This window comes from Massilia litorea (assembly GCF_015101885.1).
GTDB lineage: Bacteria > Pseudomonadota > Gammaproteobacteria > Burkholderiales > Burkholderiaceae_D > Telluria > Telluria litorea.
Genome location: NZ_CP062941.1, coordinates 3,887,388 through 3,904,588, shown reverse-complemented (window position 1 = coordinate 3,904,588; position 17,201 = coordinate 3,887,388). Strand labels below are relative to the sequence as shown.

Here is a 17,201-nt window from a genome sequence, read left to right as displayed (position 1 = left end):
CTGACGAGCGGTTCCGGGCCTTCCGGGTTAATACGAGGGCGACGGTACCGGCGTCGGCGGCGGTGGAGGGGGCGGCACCCCTTCCATCGGCGCGTCCTGGGCTTCCTCGGCCTCGTCCTCGGCCGGCTCTTCCTGCTGCAGCGGGTGCGCCGCATCCGCCGGCACGCCCTCGGACAACTCACGCGGGTCGATGAATTCCTCTTCCGGCTGCTCGCGCTCGACCCGCGCCGGCGCCTGCGGACGCCCGCCCGGGAACAGCGCCTCGCGGTCGATCTTGCCGGCGTCGAGCGCCGTCTTGAAGAAGTCGCCCACCAGCAGGATGGCGTTGTGGCCGCCCTGCCCCCAATAGGCCGAGCGCATCGTCACGCGGTTGTCGTTGAAGCCGACCCAGGCGCCGGCCACCAGGTTCGGGTGCATCAGGATGAACCAGCCGTCGGCATTGTTCTGGGTGGTGCCGGTCTTGCCGGCGACGTCGCCGTTGATGCCGAAGCGCGAACGCACGGCGGTGCCGGTGCCGCGGTTGACGACGCCGCGCAGCATGTCGATCAGGGTCACCGAGGACGCCTGCGACATCGCGCGCTCCGGCTTCACGGTGGCGAAGTCGGCGATCACGTTGCCGTCGCGGTCGCTGATGCGGCGCACGAAGACCGGTTTGCGGTACTCGCCCTGGGCCGCGATGCTGGCGTAACCGCTGACCATCTCGAGCAGGGTCACGGGGCTGGTGCCCAGGGCCAGCGAGGGCACCTGCGACAGTTTGCTCTGGCGGATGCCGAGGTTCTGGGCCAGCTTGATCACCGGCCCCAGGCCGACGTCGCGCCCGACCTGGGCGGTGATCGTGTTCTTCGAGTACACCAGGCCGTCGCGCATCGTCATCTGGCGCCCGGTGGTGCCGGTCATGTCGGTCGGGCGCCAGATGGTGCCGTCGGCGGCCTTGATGTCCATCACGGCGTCGACATAAGGCTGCTCGGGCGGGATGCCCTTTTCCAGGGCGGCGCCATACACGAAGGGCTTGAAGGTCGATCCCGGCTGGCGCGCGGCCTGGGCCACGTGGTCGAACTGGTCGCGCGCGAAATCGCGGCTGCCGACCCAGGCCTTGACTTCGCCGGTGGCCGGGTCGATCGCGACGAAGCCGGCTTCCAGGCGCGTCTTCGCTTCGCGCAGCTTGCGCATGAAGTCGCGGTCCGCCTTGATGCGTTTGAGCGCCGCGGCCGGCGCCTCGCCGCCCTCGACCGCGCGCTTGTAGTCGCCGCTTTCGCGGACAAACGCGTCCAGTTGCGCGCGGTGCGTGAGCCAGTAGTAGTCGAAGGGCGCGACGCTCGTGCGCATCGAGGTGTAGGTGCCGATCGAGGTCGAACCGGGCGGATTCGGATTGGCCCACTCGACGTCGGCCACCGCCTGCAGCGCGCTGGCCTGCTTCTCGACCGCGCGCAGCGCCGCTTCCTGCAGGCCGGCGTCGAGCGTGGTCTGCACCACCAGTCCGTCGAGTTCGAGGTCGTAATCGTTTTCGTTGGCCCATTCGAGCAGCCATTTACGGACATAGGCCGTGAAATGGTTGTCGCGGCCGCTGCGCTCGACCTGGCGCTCGAAGTCCAGGCGCAGCGGACGCTTCACCAGCGCCTTGTAGCGCGCCTCGTTGAAGGCGCCGTGCTTGTACATCTGGCCGAGCACCACATTGCGGCGCGCGAGCGAGCGCTGCGAATTGGTGACGGGATTGTAGTAATACGTCCCCTTCAGCATGCCGACCAGGGTTGCCGCCTCCAGCACGTCCAGCTTCGATGCCGGCTTGGAGAAATAGGTGCGCGCCGCCATCTCGATGCCGCGCGCGTTGTACAGGAAGGGCACCGTGTTCAGGTAGGCTTCGAGGATTTCGGTCTTGCTGTAGTTGTTCTCGATCTTGATCGCGGTGATCAGCTCTTTCAGCTTGCGGTTGATGCTGCGCGCACGCCCGATCTCTTCCGGGAACATGTTGCGGGCGAGCTGCTGGGTGATCGTCGAACCGCCCTGGGCGTCGCCCTTCAGGCTGGCCAGCATGGCGCCGCCGATGCGGGTGAAGTCGACGCCATGGTGTTCGTAGAAGCGGTGGTCTTCGGTCGCGATCAGGGCCGTCACCACATGCGGCGAGACCTGCGACAGCTTGACGCGCTCCTGCAGGCCCTGTTCGAAGGTGCCGAGCTCCTTGCCGTCGGACGACATGATGACGGTCGGGCGCGCGCTGCTGACCTGTTTCAGGTCGGCGATGCCGGGCGTGAGCGGAATCAGGATCAGCAGGTAAATGATGAGCGCGATGAGCAGCGCCGCGAAGGACCACAAACCGATCAGCAGCACCTGCTGGTGGCGCGGACGTCCGGCGAGAATGCCATGCGCCTGCCTTACCCCCGCCCTGGCCCTGCCGCCGGCGCTGCCGAACAAATCCCTGGCCTGCTGGCGGATGCCGCTCTCGGTCTTCTCGTCCTGATCCACTGTTTTCCTTGCTAAATTGATTCTCTTGCGCGCAGTATAGCCGACGTCGTGCGGCGTACGTGCCACAGTCCATGCCACAGTCTCCGCGGCAGGCCTCGCGAGGCCTGACGCTTTCCGTTATGATGTCACAATGTCTTTACAATCTATCTCACCCGACACACCCGACGCAGCCCAGCCGGAACCTGCGACGCGCGTCCTGCGCCAGTTCCGGATCGTGTTCAATTCCGTGAAAACCCATTTCCGCCAGGTCGAGCGCGAAGCCGGCCTCGGCGGCGCGCAACTGTGGGCGCTGTCCGTGATCGCACAGTCACCCGGGATCGGCGTGACGGAACTGGCGCGCTCGCTCGACATCCACCAGTCCACCGCCAGCAACCTGGTGCGCACGCTCACAAGCCGCGGCCTGGTCTCGACCGCGCGCGACGGTTTCGACCGGCGCGGGGTCGCCCTGCGCGCCCTGCCGGCGGCCGACGCCCTGCTGAAAAGCGCGCCGCTGCCCTTCGCGGGTGTGCTGCCGGACGCCTTGTCCAGCCTCGACGCGGCCACCCTCGAGCGCCTGGAAGCGGACCTGGCCAGCCTGATCGCCCTGCTCGCCGCCGACGAAGCCGGCGCCCAGGTGCCGCTGGCGCAGCTGTAGGGCGCTGCAACCCGCGCCGCCGCTACTGCGGCGGCCTGTCCTTTAGTTTTGTGTCTTATGTCTTATAGAAGACTCTTTGAGGTATAATCCGGGGCGGAACAAGGGGCGATCGCCTCCTTGACTTGTTGACCTGACTAAAAGAGCTTCACATGCTATCCGCATACCGCACCCACGTCGCCGAACGCGCGTCCCTCGGCATTCCTCCCCTTCCCCTTTCCGCGGCGCAGACCACCGAACTGGTCGAACTCCTGAAGAACCCTCCGGCGGGCGACGAACAGTTCCTGCTCGACCTGATCACCCACCGCGTTCCCGCAGGCGTGGACGACGCGGCCAAGGTCAAGAGCGCCTTCCTGAACACGGTCGCCAGGGGCACGCAAACCAGTCCGCTGATCTCGCGCGAACTGGCGACCCGCCTGCTGGGCACGATGCTGGGCGGCTTCAACATCAAGCCGATGATCGACCTGCTCGAGGACCCGGTCGTCGGCGCGGTGGCGGCCGAAGGCCTGAAGAAGACGCTGCTGATGTTCGATTACTTCCACGACGTCAAGGAACTGGCCGACAAGGGCAGCGCCAACGCCCAGGGCGTGCTGCAATCCTGGGCCGATGCCGAGTGGTTCACCTCGCGCCCGGAAGTGCCGCACAGCCTGGTCCTCACCGTATTCAAGGTGTCGGGCGAAACCAATACCGATGACCTCTCGCCCGCGCCCGATGCGACCACGCGTCCCGACATCCCGCTGCATGCGCTGGCCATGCTGAAGAATGCGCGTCCCGGCATCCATCCGGACGAACCGGGCAGGATCGGCCCGATCGCGCAGATCGAAGCCTTGACGGCCAAGGGCAACCTGGTCGCCTATGTGGGCGACGTGGTCGGCACCGGCTCCTCGCGCAAGTCCGCCACCAACTCGGTGCTGTGGTACACCGGCAAGGACATTCCCTTCGTGCCGAACAAGCGCTTCGGCGGCGTCTGCCTGGGCAGCAAGATTGCCCCGATCTTCTACAACACGATGGAAGACGCCGGCGCCCTGCCGATCGAGCTCGACGTGTCGAAAATGGACATGGGCGACGTGATCGAACTGCGCCCGTACGAAGGCAAGGCCCTCAAGGATGGCGTGGTGATCGCCGAGTTCACGGTGAAATCGGACGTGCTGTTCGACGAAGTGCGCGCCGGCGGCCGGATTCCGCTGATTATCGGACGCGGCCTGACCGCCAAGGCGCGCGAAGCGCTGGGCCTGGGCCCGTCGCCCCTGTTCCGCCTGCCGCGCGACCCGGCCGATTCCGGCCGCGGCTTCTCGCTGGCGCAGAAGATGGTCGGCCGCGCCTGCGGCCTGCCTGAAGGCCAGGGCATCCGCCCCGGTACCTATTGCGAACCGCGCATGACCACGGTCGGTTCCCAGGACACGACCGGGCCGATGACCCGCGACGAACTGAAGGACCTGGCCTGCCTGGGCTTCTCGGCCGACCTCGTGATGCAGTCGTTCTGCCATACCGCGGCCTACCCGAAACTGGTGGACGTCAAGGTCCACCACGAGCTGCCGCCCTTCATCGAGAACCGCGGCGGCGTCGCGCTGCGTCCGGGCGACGGCGTCATCCACTCCTGGCTGAACCGCCTGCTGCTGCCGGATACCGTCGGCACCGGCGGCGACTCGCACACGCGTTTCCCGATCGGTATCTCCTTCCCGGCGGGTTCCGGCCTGGTGGCATTTGCCGCCGCGACGGGCGTGATGCCGCTCGACATGCCGGAATCGGTGCTGGTCAGGTTCAAGGGCGAGCTGCAGCCGGGCGTGACCCTGCGCGACCTGGTCAACGCGATCCCGCTGTACGCGATCCAGCAAGGCTTGCTGACCGTCGACAAGATGAACAAGAAGAACATCTTCTCCGGCCGCATCCTGGAGATCGAGGGCTTGCCCAAGCTGAAGGTCGAACAGGCCTTCGAACTGTCCGACGCCTCGGCCGAGCGCTCCGCCGCCGGCTGCACGGTCCACCTGGACAAGGAACCGATCATCGAGTACATGACCTCGAACATCACCCTGATGAAGTGGATGATCGCCAGCGGCTACCTCGACCGCCGCACGCTGGAGCGCCGCATCGAGGCCATGGAAGCCTGGCTCGCCAAACCCGAGCTGCTGGCGCCGGACGCCGATGCCGATTACGCCGCCGTGATCGAGATCGACCTGGCCGACATCCACGAGCCGGTCCTGGCCTGCCCGAACGACCCGGACGACGTCAAGACGCTCTCCGCGGTCGCCGGCGCGAAGATCGACGAAGTGTTCGTCGGCTCCTGCATGACCAACATCGGCCACTTCCGCGCAGCGTCCAAACTGTTGGAAGGCAAGTCCGACATCCCGGTACGCCTGTGGATGGCGCCGCCGACCAAGATGGACCAGCAGGTGCTGACCGCCGAAGGCCACTACGGTACCCTGGGCCGCACCGGCGCGCGCATGGAAATGCCGGGCTGCTCGCTGTGCATGGGCAACCAGGCGCAGATCAGGAAAGGCGCCACGGTCATGTCGACCTCGACCCGCAACTTCCCGAACCGGCTGGGCCTGGAAACCCAGGTCTATCTCGGCTCGGCCGAGCTGGCGTCGGTGTGCTCGATCCTGGGCCGTATTCCAACCAAAGAAGAGTACATGGCCAACATCGGCGTGCTCGACAAGAATGCGGGTGACATCTACCGCTACATGAACTTCGACCAGATTCCGCAGTTCCGCGAGGTGGCCGATTCCGTGCAGATCTGAGCGCTGTTCGGCTGAATGAGAAGGGCTTCCCACGGGAAGCCCTTTTTTCGTCCATTGATCCGTCTTCCGCATCAATTGGGGTCGAAATTTGCATTTCACAAATAACTGAAAGCTGGCGACACTGACATCTCCACCGCAATGGGCATTCGAACCCAGGCAAGTTCACTAAAGGAGATTGAGATGACTAAGGCACCGCGGTTCTATCGCGCGCTCTACATTCAGGTGCTGATGGCGGTCGCGCTCGGCATTACAGTAGGCTATATCTGGCCGGAATTCGGGGCCTCGCTCAAGCCGCTGGGCGACGGCTTCGTCAAGCTGATCAAGATGATGATCGCGCCGATCGTGTTTTGCACCATTGCACTGGGCATTGCCAACATGAGCGACATGAAGGGCGTGGCCAGGACCATGGGCAAGGCAATGGGCCTGTTCTACGTGCTGACCTTCATTGCGCTCATGACCGGCCTGGCGGCGGTCTACCTGATCCATCCGGGCGTGGGCATGAATATCGACCCAGCCCTGCTCGACCAGGGCGTGGCCGCCAAGTATGCCAGGACCGGCGCGCCGACCGGTTTCGTCCCCTTCGTGATGCACATCATCCCCAACACCTTTTTCGGCGCCTTTGCCGAGGGCGAGGTGCTGCCGGTGCTGCTGTTGGCGGTTCTGACCGGCTTTGGACTGTCCCGCGTCGGCGCGGCGGCCAGGCCCGTGCACGAGGCGATCGATGCCTTTTCGCATGTGCTGTTTGCGGTCTTCGGCTTCCTGATGAAGCTGGCGCCGCTGGCAGCCTTCGGCGCCATGGCATTTACGGTCGGTAAGTACGGCATCAAGTCGATCAGCTCCCTCGGCACCTTGATGGGTAGCTTCTACCTCGCCTGCCTGTTCTTCGTGTTCGTCGTGCTCGGCACCCTGGCCCGCCTGCACCGCTTCAGCCTGCTCAAGGTGCTGCGCTATTTCAAGGACGAACTGATCGTCGTGCTCGGGACCTCGTCGACCGAACCGGTCCTGCCGCGCATGCTCCTCAAGCTGGAAAAGCTGGGCTGCAGGAAGAGCGTCTCCGGCCTGGTGCTCCCGATGGGCTATTCCTTCAACCTGGACGGCACGGCCATCTACCTGACCCTGGCCAGCGTGTTCATCGCACAAGCCTGCAATGTCCACCTGTCGCTGGGCCAGATCCTGACCATGCTGGGCGTCATGCTGCTCAGTTCGAAAGGCGCGGCGGGCGTGACCGGCAGCGGCTTCGTAGCCCTGGTGGCGACCCTGACCGTCATGCCGGAAATCCCGGTGGCGGGCGTGGCCCTGATCGTCGGCATCGACCGCTTCATGTCCGAGGCCCGCGCCTTGACCAGCCTGATCAGCAATGCGGTCGCCAGCGTCGTGGTATCGATCTGGGAAGGCGCATGCGACCGCGACACCCTGAAGCGTGAACTGGACGGCGGATTCGTTGCCGCCCCTTCGCTCGACGAGGCTGCCGGTCTCTCCGAGGGCTTGCCCTCACCCGCCTGAAGCAGTATCGGCCCGCGCGGCCTGGCCGCCGCCGAGCGGCCAGGTCGACTCGATCAGCTCGTACAGTTTGCGTGCCGATGGAGACAGCTCCCGCCCGTTGCGGCGGATCAGTCCCACATTCCGGTCGATCGTCGGCTCGACCAATGCCACCTGCGCCAGGGTCGCGTGTTCGCCCTGCGGCATCGACAGGCGCGGCACGACCGCGATGCCCAGCCCCGCCTCCACCAGCCCCAGCAGGGTCGACACATGCCTGGCCTCGAAGCACCAGCTGGGGCGCACGTCGGAGTTGGCCAGCGCCAGGTCCACCAGCAGCCGGTTGCCGCTGCTTTTGTCCACGGTCATGAAATCATAGTTTGCCAGCTCGGCCCAGCTCACCTGGCGCCGGCCGGCGAGCGGATGGTCGCGGTGGCAGGCCACGACGAACGGTTCCTTCAGGATGGCCTGGAAGGCGATCTCCGGCTCCTGCGTGCCGATGATATTGATCCCGAAGTCGGCATCTCCCTTTGCCACGCTCTCGAGCACGGCGTTCGCGCCGTCGTCGATGATGCGCACCCGGATGCGCGGGTATTGCTCGTGGAAGGTGCGCAGCACCTTGGGCAGGAAGTAATACACGGCCGAGGGCACGCAGGCGATCACCACTTCACCCTGCTGCGAGGCGGCGACTGCCTGCATGCTCAGCAGGGAGCGCTCCAGGTCGTCGAGCAGGCTGCGCGCCTTGCGCGAGAAGTCCCGACCGACGGCCGTCAGGCTGACGCTGCGCGTGGTCCGTTCGAACAGCCGCACGCCCAGCGCCAGCTCGAGCTTTTCGACGCGGCGGCTCAAGGCCGGTTGCGACAGGTGGATCGAATCGGCCGCGGCCCGGAAGCTGTTGAGTTCCGCGACGGCGACAAAGGCGCGCAAGTCGGCCAGGTCGAAATTCATGTTCATGACGCATCAATCCCAATAAAATTTGCAATATACAAATCAATACGCTAGCGCGAAACTGTATCCATTGCAAGCGGACGACTACACCGCAGAGGAGACAGGCATGAATCTGACAGAATGGATCGGAAGGACCGAAACGGTCACCGACACCTTCACCGCGACGCCGTATGCCGCGCTGGCGGCAACGCTGGACCACCCGGCTGAGCGGCCGCAGCCGGGCACCGCCTTGCCGCCGCTGTGGCACTGGCTGTACTTCCTGCCCCTGTACCGCCAGTCCGAAGTCGGCGCCGACGGCCACGCGAAGCGCGGCCGCTTCCTGCCGCCGGTGGCGCTGCCGCGCCGGATGTGGGCGGGCAGCCAATTCAGCTTTCATTCACCGCTGCGGATCGGCGACGAGGTCACCCGCACTTCCACGATCGCTAATGTCAGCGAAAAGGAAGGCCGCAGCGGCAAGCTGGTGTTCGTCAAGGTGAAGCACGAACTGCGCCGCAGCGGCGAGCAGGCCGTGGCGCTCACCGAATTCCACGACATCGTCTACCGCGAGGCGATCCAGCCGGGCGCGCCGGAATCGGCACCGACGCCCACGCAGGCCCCGGCCGACGCCGACTGGGAACGCAAGGTCGTCCCCGACGACGTGCTGCTGTTCCGCTATTCCGCCCTCACCTTCAACGGCCACCGGATCCACTACGACCGCCGCTATGTGACCGAGGTCGAAGGCTATCCGGGCCTGGTGGTGCACGGTCCCCTGGTCGCCACCCTGCTGCTCGACCTGCTGCGCGAGCACCTGCCGGAGGCGCAGGTGGCGCGCTTCGAATTCCGCGCCCTGCGCCCCGTGTTCGACATCCACCACTTCTACGTCTGCGGACAGCGGGAAGCCGACGGCAGCATCCACCTGTGGGCGAAGGATCACGAGGGCTGGCTGACGATGGATGCCCGCGCCACCCTGCAGGCCGTGGACGGAGGTGCAGCATGAGGCCGCTCGAAGGAATGACCGTCGTCACGCTCGAGCATGCGATCGCCGCGCCCTTCGCCACGCGCCAGCTGGCCGACCTCGGCGCCCGCGTCATCAAGATCGAGCGCCCCGGCGTCGGCGACTTCGCGCGCGGCTATGACGAGCGGGTACGCGGCATGGCCTCGCACTTCGTCTGGACCAACCGTTCCAAGGAGAGCCTGACGCTGGACGTCAAGCACCCGGAGGCCCAATCCATCCTGCGCCGGCTGATCATGGAACAGGCCGACGTCGTCGTGCAGAACCTGGCGCCCGGCGCCGCCGCGCGGCTCGGCCTGTCGTACGAGGTCCTGTCCCGGGAAAAGCCGGAACTGATCGTGTGCGACATTTCCGGCTACGGCAGCGACGGCCCCTACCGCGACAAGAAGGCCTACGACCTGCTGATCCAGAGCGAGGCCGGCTTCGTCTCGGTCACCGGCAGCGCCGACGAACCGGCCAAGGCGGGGCCGTCGATCGCCGACATTTCGGCGGGCATGTACGCGTACACGAACATCCTGGCCGCCCTCCTCCAGCGCGCCAGGACCAGACGCGGCCAGCACATCGACATCTCGATGCTCGAGTCGCTGGTCGAGTGGACCAGCTATCCGCTGTATTACGCTTTCGACGGCGCCCCGCCGCCGCCGCGCACGGGCGCCAGCCACGCGACCATCTATCCGTATGGGCCCTTCCCGGCGGGCGACGGCAAGACCGTCATGCTCGGCCTGCAGAACGAACGCGAGTGGGCCCTGTTCTGCAGCAAGGTCCTGCGGATGCCGGAACTCGCGGCCGATCCCCGTTTCACGAGCAATCCGAAACGCAGCGCGGCCCGCGATGAACTGCGCGCACTGATCGTCGCCGTTTTTTCTTCCCTGACCGCGGCCGAGGTCGTGGCCCGTCTCGACGAGGCGCAAATCGCCAACGCCAACGTCAACACGATGGCCGAGGTGTGGGCGCATCCGCAATTGCAGGGGCGCGGCCGCTGGACCGAGGTCGACTCCCCGGTCGGGGCGATCCCCGCGCTGCTGCCGCCGGGCTCCTGGGAGGAGCAGCCACCGCGCATGGATGCCGTGCCGGCGCTGGGCCAGCACACCGACGCGATCCTCGCCGAACTCGGCTACGCGGCCGACCGTATCGCCGCGCTGCGCCGCGAGGAGGCGATATGAGCGCCGCCACCGCGCGCACGCCGCGCAGCTACCTGTTCGTCCCGGGCAACCGCCCCGAGCGCTTCGCCAGGGCTTTCGGCAGCGGCGCGGACGCCGTCATCGTCGATCTCGAAGATGCGGTGGCGCCGGACCAGAAGGAAGCGGCACGCGAAGCGCTCGCCGCCTGGCGCGCCGAAGGCCGCGCTCACCCCGCGCAGCTGGTCGTACGCATCAACGACGACGCCAGCGCCTGGTTCGACGCCGACCTGGCCGCGCTGCGAACGCTCGGTCCCTGCACGGTCATGCTGCCCAAGGCCGAATCGGCGAGCCAGATCGACCGCGTCGCCGCCGCCCTGGTGCCCGGCACCCGCGTGATCGCCCTGATCGAGTCGGCCAGGGGCCTGCTCGAGGTCGACGCCATTGCCGCCGCCCCGGCCGTGGAGCGGCTGGCCTTCGGCACCCTCGACTATGCCCTCGACCTCGGGCTGACTGACGATCCGCGCGGCCTGCTCTATCCGGCCAGCCGGATCGCGCTGGCCTCGCGCGCCGCCGGGCTGCCGGCGCCGATTGCCGGCGTCACGGCCGCAATCAACGACGAGGCCGCGCTGCGGGACGATGTCGGGCTGGCGCGGGCCTGCGGTTTCGGCGCCAAGATGTGCATCCACCCGCGCCAGGTCGAGGCCCTGCACGCCATGCTGGCGCCCACGCCGGAACAACGCGACTGGGCCGCGCGCGTGCTCGCCGCGGCACAGGCCGGCACGGGGGCGGTGCAGGTCGACGGAAAAATGGTCGACCGCCCTGTCCTGCTGCGCGCCAGCGCCATCCTCGACTACCCGCCCGCATCCACCGCAGGCTGAACTTACCCACGCGAATTTACCTACAATTCAGGAGACTCATCATGGCCGCAACAATTGTCGACTCAACGATCTTCGGAAACATCTTCAGCACCGCGGCGATGCGCCAGGTCTGGTCGGACGAAAACCGCACCCGCAAATACCTGGAAATCGAAGCGGCGCTGGCCCGCGTCCAGGGGCGCCTGGGCATCATTCCCCAGGAAGCCGTGGACGAAATCGTCCGTAACTGCGTGCTCGAGAAGATCGACATGGCGAAGCTCGCCGAGCAGACCCAGCGCATCGGCTACCCGATCCTCGGCGTGGTCTCGCAGATCAACGCCCTGTGCCGCGACAAGCTGGGCGAGTACTGCCACTGGGGCGCCACCACCCAGGACATCACCGACACCGCCACCGTGCTGCAGATACGCGAAGCGCTCGAACTGGTCGATGCCGAACTGGCCGCGATCTCGGCCGCGATGGCCGGCCTGGCGGCGCGCCACCGCGACACCCCGATGATCGGGCGCAGCAACCTGCAGCAGGCGGTACCGATCACCTTCGGCTACAAGGTCGCGGGTCTCCTGAGCGCCATCGAACGCCATCGCGAACGGCTGGCGCAGCTGCGCCCGCGCGTGCTGGTCGGCGAATTCGCGGGCGCCTCGGGCACCCTCGCCTCGCTCTCCGAAGGCGGCCTCGAAACCCAGGCCGGCCTGATGCAGGAGCTGGGACTGGGCCAGCCCGACATCGCCTGGCACACGATCCGCGACAACATCGCCGAAGTCGGCTGCTTCCTCGGCCTGGTCACCGGCACCCTCGGCAAGTTCTCGACCGACGTCAAGCTGATGATGCAGACCGAAGTCGGCGAAGTGTACGAGCCCTTCGCGCATGGCCGCGGCTCGAGCAGCACGATGCCCCAGAAGCGCAACCCCATTTCCTCGTGCTATATCCACGCCTGCATCAGCGTCGTGCGCCAGCACGTGGCGGCCCTGCTCGACGCGAACGTGGCCGACCACGAGCGTTCGACCGGGCCATGGGAGATCGAATGGATCGTCCTGCCCGAGATGTTCTGCCTGGCCGCAGGGGCACTGGCCCAGTCGCGCTTCGTCCTCGAAGGCCTGGAAGTGGACGAGGGCCGGATGCGAGCCAATCTCGATTTGACCAATGGCCTGGTCGTGTCGGAAGCCGTGATGATGGGACTCGGCCCCTATCTCGGGCGCGAGTATGCGCACGACCTCGTGTACGACATCTGCCGCGTCGCGATCAGGGACAATCGGCCGCTGCTCGAGCTGCTGGTCGAGAACAAGGAAATCTCCCAGCACCTGGACCGGGCGGCACTGGCCGCGCTCTGCGATCCCGGGAATTACCTGGGCCTGTCGGGCGAGATGGTAGACCGCGTCCTGCGCAGCCGGGCCGGGCGCGGACACCCCGTCCAGGAGTAGAAACTTCAGTCCGGGCGCGGTGTCCCATAGCTTGCCTGGACCGTTCTCGCGACGTTCGCAGCGGGCAGCCAGGGACGTTCCGGTCTTGAAAACAAACGAAAAAAGGAGACAGTCATGAACAAATCCACGATCGGCCTCGCGCTGCTGGCCGCATGTTCGACCAGCGCCATGGCGCAGAGCAGCGTCAGCATCTACGGCATCGTCGACGCCGGCCTGGTGCGCGAGAGCGGCGGTCCGGACGGCGCCGTGACCAACATCAGCAGCGGCATCGCGTCCGGATCGCGCCTGGGCTTCAAGGGCAAGGAAGACCTGGGTGGCGGCTTGTCGGCGGTATTCGGGCTCGAGGCCGCCTTCAATGCCGACACCGGCGCGTCGGGCCAGGGCGGCGTGCTGTTCGGGCGCCAGGCCTTCGTGGGCCTGAACGGCAAGTTCGGCGCCGTCACGCTGGGACGCCAGTACACGCCCTATTACAAGACCCTGCGCGACATCGGCGATCCGTTCGGCGCGGTCAGCATGGCCGGGCGCTCCGGCAATTTGTTCGCCACCAATACGCGCGCCAACAATATGGTCGAGTACGTGAGTCCCGTGTTTGCCGGGCTGCGTGCCGACCTGGCCTGGGCGCCCGGCGAAGTGGCGGGCGACAGCGCAAGGAGCCGGCAGCTGGGCGGATCGGTCGGCTATGCCGCCGGGCCCCTGACCATCCAGCTGGCGCATCACCGCATCGAAAACCCCACCGCGACCGACCGCACCCGAAATACCCTGGTGTCCGCGAATTATGCGTTCAAGCCGGTGACCGTCTACGCGTCCTATGCAGTCAACAAGGGGCCCGCAGCCGCCGACAGCAAGGACATGCTGGCGGGCGTGTCGATTCCCTTCGGCGCCAACAAGCTGCTGTTCTCCCACGTCCGCCACAACGACGACACGGCGGCGAACAACGATGCGCGCCAATGGGGTGTCGCCTACGACTACTTCCTGTCCAAGCGGACCGACATCTATATCGCCTACGCCGTGATCGACAACCGTAACGGCGCCGCCTTCAGGGTCGGCAACGCCACCGACACCGGCACCGGCGACAAGGCATTCAATCTCGGCCTGCGCCACAACTTCTGAAGCATTCGACACCATGAGCAAAGTCCTACCCTGTGTACTGATGCGCGCGGGCACCTCGCGCGGTCCCTTTTTTCTCCGCGAGTGGCTGCCCGAAGATGACGAAACACGCGACCAGGTCCTGATCGGCGCCATCGGCGCATCGGACCCGCTGCAACTGGACGGCGTGGGCGGCGGCAGCACCCTCAACAGCAAGGTGGCGATCGTGTCGCGCTCGACCCGGCCGGACTGCGACCTCGACTACCTGTTCGCCCAGGTCGGGGTCGGACAACGCTCGGTCGATACGCGCCCGAATTGCGGCAACATGCTGTCGGGCGTGGTGCCCTTCGCGCTCGAGCAAGGCCTGATCGAGGCGACCGAAGGCAGTACGACTGCGCGGGTGTTCAACGTGAACACCGGGTCGCGCATCGAGGTGACGGTCCAGACCCCGGGACGGCGCATCACCTACGACGGCGACGCGCGTATCGACGGCGTCGCCGGGACCGCCGCGCCGATCCTCCTGAACTTCCTCGACGCCTGGGGCGCCGTCACGGGCAAGGTGTTCCCGACCGGCCGACGGATCGACACCATCGACGGCATCGAGGTCACCTGCATCGATGCGGCCATGCCCCTGATGATCGTGCGCGCCGCCGATCTCGGCCTGCACGGCGGCGAGAGCCCGGTCGAACTCGATTCGAACGGGGCCTTGCTCGACCGCCTCGAAGCGCTGCGGCGGGTGGCGGGCGGGATGATGGGCCTGGGAGACGTCTCGAACAGCGTGATACCGAAACCGGTCCTCGTCAGCCAGGGCGACGGCGCCGACAGCATCACCTCGCGCTATTTCACCCCGCGCCGCTGCCATGCGTCGCATGCCGTTACCGGCGCCATCGGCGTGGCGAGCGCCTTTGCCCTGCCGGGGACGGTGGCCAGCCGCGCCGAGCCGGGCGCATGCCTCGGCAAGGTCTCGGTGCTCCATCCTTCCGGGCGCATCGACATCGAAGTTGCCGTCGAAGGGGTCGGGGCAGCGGCGCAGGTCAAGCGTGCTTCGCTGCTGCGCACCGCCCGCAAGATCCTGAGCGGCGAACTGCACATTCCGGACTACGTGCTGTCGCGGCCCGCCGCGCCGGAAGCGACGCAGGAACGCACGGCGCGCCCCGCCGCGGACGCGGCTGCGCAACCGATCAGGATCGTGGTGCCCACGGTGGCCGGCGGCGGCAACGACACGATGGCGCGCGCTATCGCCCACAAACTCGGACAGGTGCTGGGGCAAGCGGTGGTGATCGACAACCGGGCCGGCGCCGACGGCACGATCGCCGCCGAATACGTCGCCGCCAGCGCCCCGGACGGCCACACCCTGATGTTCGGCTATATCGCCACCCACGCCATGAACCCGGCCCTGCAGACCTTGCGCTACGACCCGGTCGCAGACTTCGAGCCGGTCGGGCTGGTGGGCTATTCGCCGACCGTGCTGGTGGCGTCCCCGGAGCTCGCGGTCGGCACTGTCGGCGACCTGGTCGCACGCCTGAGGAAGGAACCAGGCAAGTACCGCTACGCATCCGCCGGCATCGGCACGGCGCCGCACTTCGCCGGCGCCATGTTCGCCTCGAATTCAGGTACCGAGTTGCAGCACCGGGCCTGCAACGGCGCGGCCCATGCAGTCGATGCGACGATGGCTGGACAGGCGCAGCTCATGTTCCCCAGCCTGTTCACCGCTGCGCGCCTGATCAAGAGCGGCAAGCTGCACGCGCTGGCCGTCGCCGGGCCGAAGCGCACGCCGATCCTGCCGGACGTGCCGACCCTGGCCGAAGCCGGCGTCGACGGCGTGGACGTGACCCAGTGGTATGCGCTGTTCGCACCGGCGGGCACGCCCGGGCCGGTTGTCGAGCGGCTCAATGCCAGCCTCGGGAAAGTCCTCGCCGACCCCGAGCTCGTCGAGCGCATCGAGCGCGATGGCGCAGAAGTACACGCCAGCACGCCGGCAGAACTGCGCGATCTGGTGAAGGCCGAGCTGGAAAAATGGAAGGCCGTCGTGCGTGCAGCCAGGGCGACGGGCGAGCTGTGGTCCCCCAACTGAGATCCGGCACTAACTAATGCGCTTGAAGCATTAATAGAACAATATTTTGCAATTTACATATCAATCCCGATCCGGGAAACTTCGATTGTGCACGCAACCGGTCCTGAAAAACCGGGCTTCGAAATCGATCCCATAAATTGATCTTAAAACAAAGCGGAGACCCACATGACATCGACGACCTTCCCTCGCCTGCTCGCCCCGATTGCCGCCGCGCTGCTGGCAATGCCGGTTGCCGCCATGGCGCAGAACTACCCGACCCGGGCCATTACCCTGGTCGTGCCCTACGCGGCCGGCGGCGGCACCGACAACGTCGCCCGCGGCCTGGCGAAAGGCATGTCCGAGAAGCTGGGCCAGCCCGTCGTGGTCGACAATCGCGGCGGCGGGGGCGGCGTCATCGGCTCCAAGCTCGTGGCCAAGGCCGATCCGGATGGCTACACCCTGCTGTTCGTCAGCTCGTCGTTCGTCACCCACGTCGCTACCGAAGAGAAGCCTTCGTACGACGTGGCAAAGGACTTTGCCCCGATCGCCATGATCGGCACCGCCCCATTGATCCTCGTGTCGCACAAGAGCGTCGGTGCGAAGACGGTTCCCCAGCTGGTTGCGGCGTCCAAGAAAAGCCCGCAAGGAATCAACTTCGCCTCCTCGGGGCCCGGCACCGTCCTGCATCTCGCCGGAGAACTGTTCAAGCAGCGCACCGGGGCCAACATGACGCACGTCGCCTACAAGGGCAGCGGCCCGGCAACGGCCGACCTGCTGGCGGGACGCACGCAGATCTTCTTCACGACGATTCCGGCGATGGCGCAGCACGTCAAGACCGGCGCGGTGGACCTGCTCGCCGTCACCGGCAGCGAGCGTTCGTCCTTGTTCCCCAACGTGCCGACGATTGCCGAATCCGGCGTGCCCAACTACAGCATCACCACCTGGTGGGGCGTCCTCGCACCCGCCAATACGCCGGCCCCGATCGTCGCGAAACTGAACAAGGCGATCAACGAACTGGGCGCGTCGGAGTCGATGAAAGCGCGCCTGGCCAGCGAAGGCGCCGCGTCCTTCACGGGAACGCCTGCCGCATTCGGCGCGAAGCTGGCGTCCGAACTGACGCTGTGGAAGGAAGTCGCAAAGGCTTCCAACCTGAAGGAAACCTACTGAGGCCGGTCATGTGCAGCCTGCTCGCGCACAAGGGCCGTGCGCAACTGCTGTGCTGCCGGAGGCCTTGTCCAGCCTTGATGCGGCCACCCTCGAGCGTCTGGAAGCGGACTTGGCCAGCCTGATTGCCGTGCTCGCCGCCGACGAAGTCGGCGCCCAGGTGCCGCTGGCGCAGCTTCAGGCGGCTGCGAGCCGCGCCCCTGGGGGACCTCCCATTTCAGAATAGCAATTTCGCGCCTGCAC

13 protein-coding genes are annotated in these 17,201 nt (G+C 66.7%); 11 read left to right on the top strand and 2 right to left on the bottom strand.

What is annotated here, in order from left to right:
* Positions 1-27: 27 nt before the first annotated feature.
* Complete coding sequence (locus tag LPB04_RS17590; protein ID WP_193685798.1) at positions 28-2,460, bottom strand: penicillin-binding protein 1A; 2,433 nt, start codon at positions 2,458-2,460, stop codon at positions 28-30.
* 130 nt (positions 2,461-2,590) lie between these two features.
* Here LPB04_RS17590 and LPB04_RS17585 point away from each other — a divergent pair, with 130 nt between their 5' ends.
* The 3 genes from LPB04_RS17585 (at position 2,591) to dctA (ending at position 7,332) form a co-directional block, all read left to right on the top strand.
* Positions 2,591-3,094 (top strand): MarR family winged helix-turn-helix transcriptional regulator, encoded by a 504-nt coding sequence (locus LPB04_RS17585; protein ID WP_193685797.1) that lies wholly within the window; start codon positions 2,591-2,593, stop codon positions 3,092-3,094.
* 149 nt (positions 3,095-3,243) lie between these two features.
* A complete protein-coding gene (gene acnB / locus LPB04_RS17580; protein WP_193685796.1) occupies positions 3,244-5,829 on the top strand; it encodes a bifunctional aconitate hydratase 2/2-methylisocitrate dehydratase in 2,586 nt (861 codons plus the stop codon).
* 180 nt (positions 5,830-6,009) lie between these two features.
* Positions 6,010-7,332, top strand: coding sequence for a C4-dicarboxylate transporter DctA (gene dctA / locus LPB04_RS17575; protein ID WP_193685795.1), 1,323 nt, complete (start codon positions 6,010-6,012; stop codon positions 7,330-7,332).
* Here the strand turns inward: dctA and LPB04_RS17570 are convergent.
* The gene (locus LPB04_RS17570; protein WP_193685794.1) at positions 7,321-8,259 is read right to left on the bottom strand and encodes a LysR family transcriptional regulator; all 939 of its coding nucleotides are present in this window, start codon (positions 8,257-8,259) and stop codon (positions 7,321-7,323) included. The genes dctA and LPB04_RS17570 overlap by 12 nt on opposite strands.
* A gap of 100 nt (positions 8,260-8,359) precedes the next feature.
* Here LPB04_RS17570 and LPB04_RS17565 point away from each other — a divergent pair, with 100 nt between their 5' ends.
* The 8 genes from LPB04_RS17565 to LPB04_RS17530 all read left to right on the top strand — a co-directional run bounded on the left by LPB04_RS17565 (position 8,360) and on the right by LPB04_RS17530 (position 17,184).
* The gene (locus LPB04_RS17565) at positions 8,360-9,229 is read left to right on the top strand and encodes an FAS1-like dehydratase domain-containing protein (RefSeq protein WP_193685793.1); all 870 of its coding nucleotides are present in this window, start codon (positions 8,360-8,362) and stop codon (positions 9,227-9,229) included.
* The gene (locus LPB04_RS17560) at positions 9,226-10,407 is read left to right on the top strand and encodes a CaiB/BaiF CoA transferase family protein (RefSeq protein WP_193685792.1); all 1,182 of its coding nucleotides are present in this window, start codon (positions 9,226-9,228) and stop codon (positions 10,405-10,407) included. The genes LPB04_RS17565 and LPB04_RS17560 overlap by 4 nt, the downstream gene beginning before the upstream one ends.
* Positions 10,404-11,243: an HpcH/HpaI aldolase/citrate lyase family protein gene (locus LPB04_RS17555; RefSeq protein WP_193685791.1), complete on the top strand. Its 840-nt coding sequence runs from the start codon at positions 10,404-10,406 to the stop codon at positions 11,241-11,243. Before LPB04_RS17560 ends, LPB04_RS17555 begins: the two co-directional genes overlap by 4 nt.
* A gap of 41 nt (positions 11,244-11,284) precedes the next feature.
* Positions 11,285-12,655 carry a 3-carboxy-cis,cis-muconate cycloisomerase gene (gene pcaB, locus LPB04_RS17550; protein WP_193685790.1) on the top strand — a complete coding sequence of 457 codons (1,371 nt, stop codon included), beginning with the start codon at positions 11,285-11,287 and terminating at the stop codon, positions 12,653-12,655.
* Between the two features lie 114 nt (positions 12,656-12,769).
* Entirely contained in the window at positions 12,770-13,765 is a 996-nt protein-coding gene (locus LPB04_RS17545) for a porin (protein WP_193685789.1), read from the top strand.
* A gap of 13 nt (positions 13,766-13,778) precedes the next feature.
* On the top strand, positions 13,779-15,815 hold the full coding sequence (locus tag LPB04_RS17540; RefSeq protein WP_193685788.1) for a 4-oxalomesaconate tautomerase: 2,037 nt from the start codon (positions 13,779-13,781) through the stop codon (positions 15,813-15,815).
* 165 nt (positions 15,816-15,980) lie between these two features.
* The gene (locus tag LPB04_RS17535; RefSeq protein WP_193685787.1) at positions 15,981-16,961 is read left to right on the top strand and encodes a tripartite tricarboxylate transporter substrate binding protein; all 981 of its coding nucleotides are present in this window, start codon (positions 15,981-15,983) and stop codon (positions 16,959-16,961) included.
* A gap of 64 nt (positions 16,962-17,025) precedes the next feature.
* Positions 17,026-17,184 carry a hypothetical protein gene (locus LPB04_RS17530; RefSeq protein ID WP_193685786.1) on the top strand — a complete coding sequence of 53 codons (159 nt, stop codon included), beginning with the start codon at positions 17,026-17,028 and terminating at the stop codon, positions 17,182-17,184.
* Positions 17,185-17,201: the final 17 nt, after the last annotated feature.

What these genes read in the sequence shown, in the direction of transcription:
- LPB04_RS17585 (WP_193685797.1), top strand. Translation starts at nt 2,591, where the DNA reads ATGTCTTTACAATCTATCTCACCCGACACACCCGACGCAGCCCAGCCG.
- acnB (WP_193685796.1), top strand. Translation starts at nt 3,244, where the DNA reads ATGCTATCCGCATACCGCACCCACGTCGCCGAACGCGCGTCCCTCGGC.
- dctA (WP_193685795.1), top strand. Translation starts at nt 6,010, where the DNA reads ATGACTAAGGCACCGCGGTTCTATCGCGCGCTCTACATTCAGGTGCTG.
- LPB04_RS17570 (WP_193685794.1), bottom strand. Translation starts at nt 8,259, where the DNA reads ATGAACATGAATTTCGACCTGGCCGACTTGCGCGCCTTTGTCGCCGTC.
- LPB04_RS17565 (WP_193685793.1), top strand. Translation starts at nt 8,360, where the DNA reads ATGAATCTGACAGAATGGATCGGAAGGACCGAAACGGTCACCGACACC.
- LPB04_RS17560 (WP_193685792.1), top strand. Translation starts at nt 9,226, where the DNA reads ATGAGGCCGCTCGAAGGAATGACCGTCGTCACGCTCGAGCATGCGATC.
- LPB04_RS17555 (WP_193685791.1), top strand. Translation starts at nt 10,404, where the DNA reads ATGAGCGCCGCCACCGCGCGCACGCCGCGCAGCTACCTGTTCGTCCCG.
- pcaB (WP_193685790.1), top strand. Translation starts at nt 11,285, where the DNA reads ATGGCCGCAACAATTGTCGACTCAACGATCTTCGGAAACATCTTCAGC.
- LPB04_RS17545 (WP_193685789.1), top strand. Translation starts at nt 12,770, where the DNA reads ATGAACAAATCCACGATCGGCCTCGCGCTGCTGGCCGCATGTTCGACC.
- LPB04_RS17540 (WP_193685788.1), top strand. Translation starts at nt 13,779, where the DNA reads ATGAGCAAAGTCCTACCCTGTGTACTGATGCGCGCGGGCACCTCGCGC.
- LPB04_RS17535 (WP_193685787.1), top strand. Translation starts at nt 15,981, where the DNA reads ATGACATCGACGACCTTCCCTCGCCTGCTCGCCCCGATTGCCGCCGCG.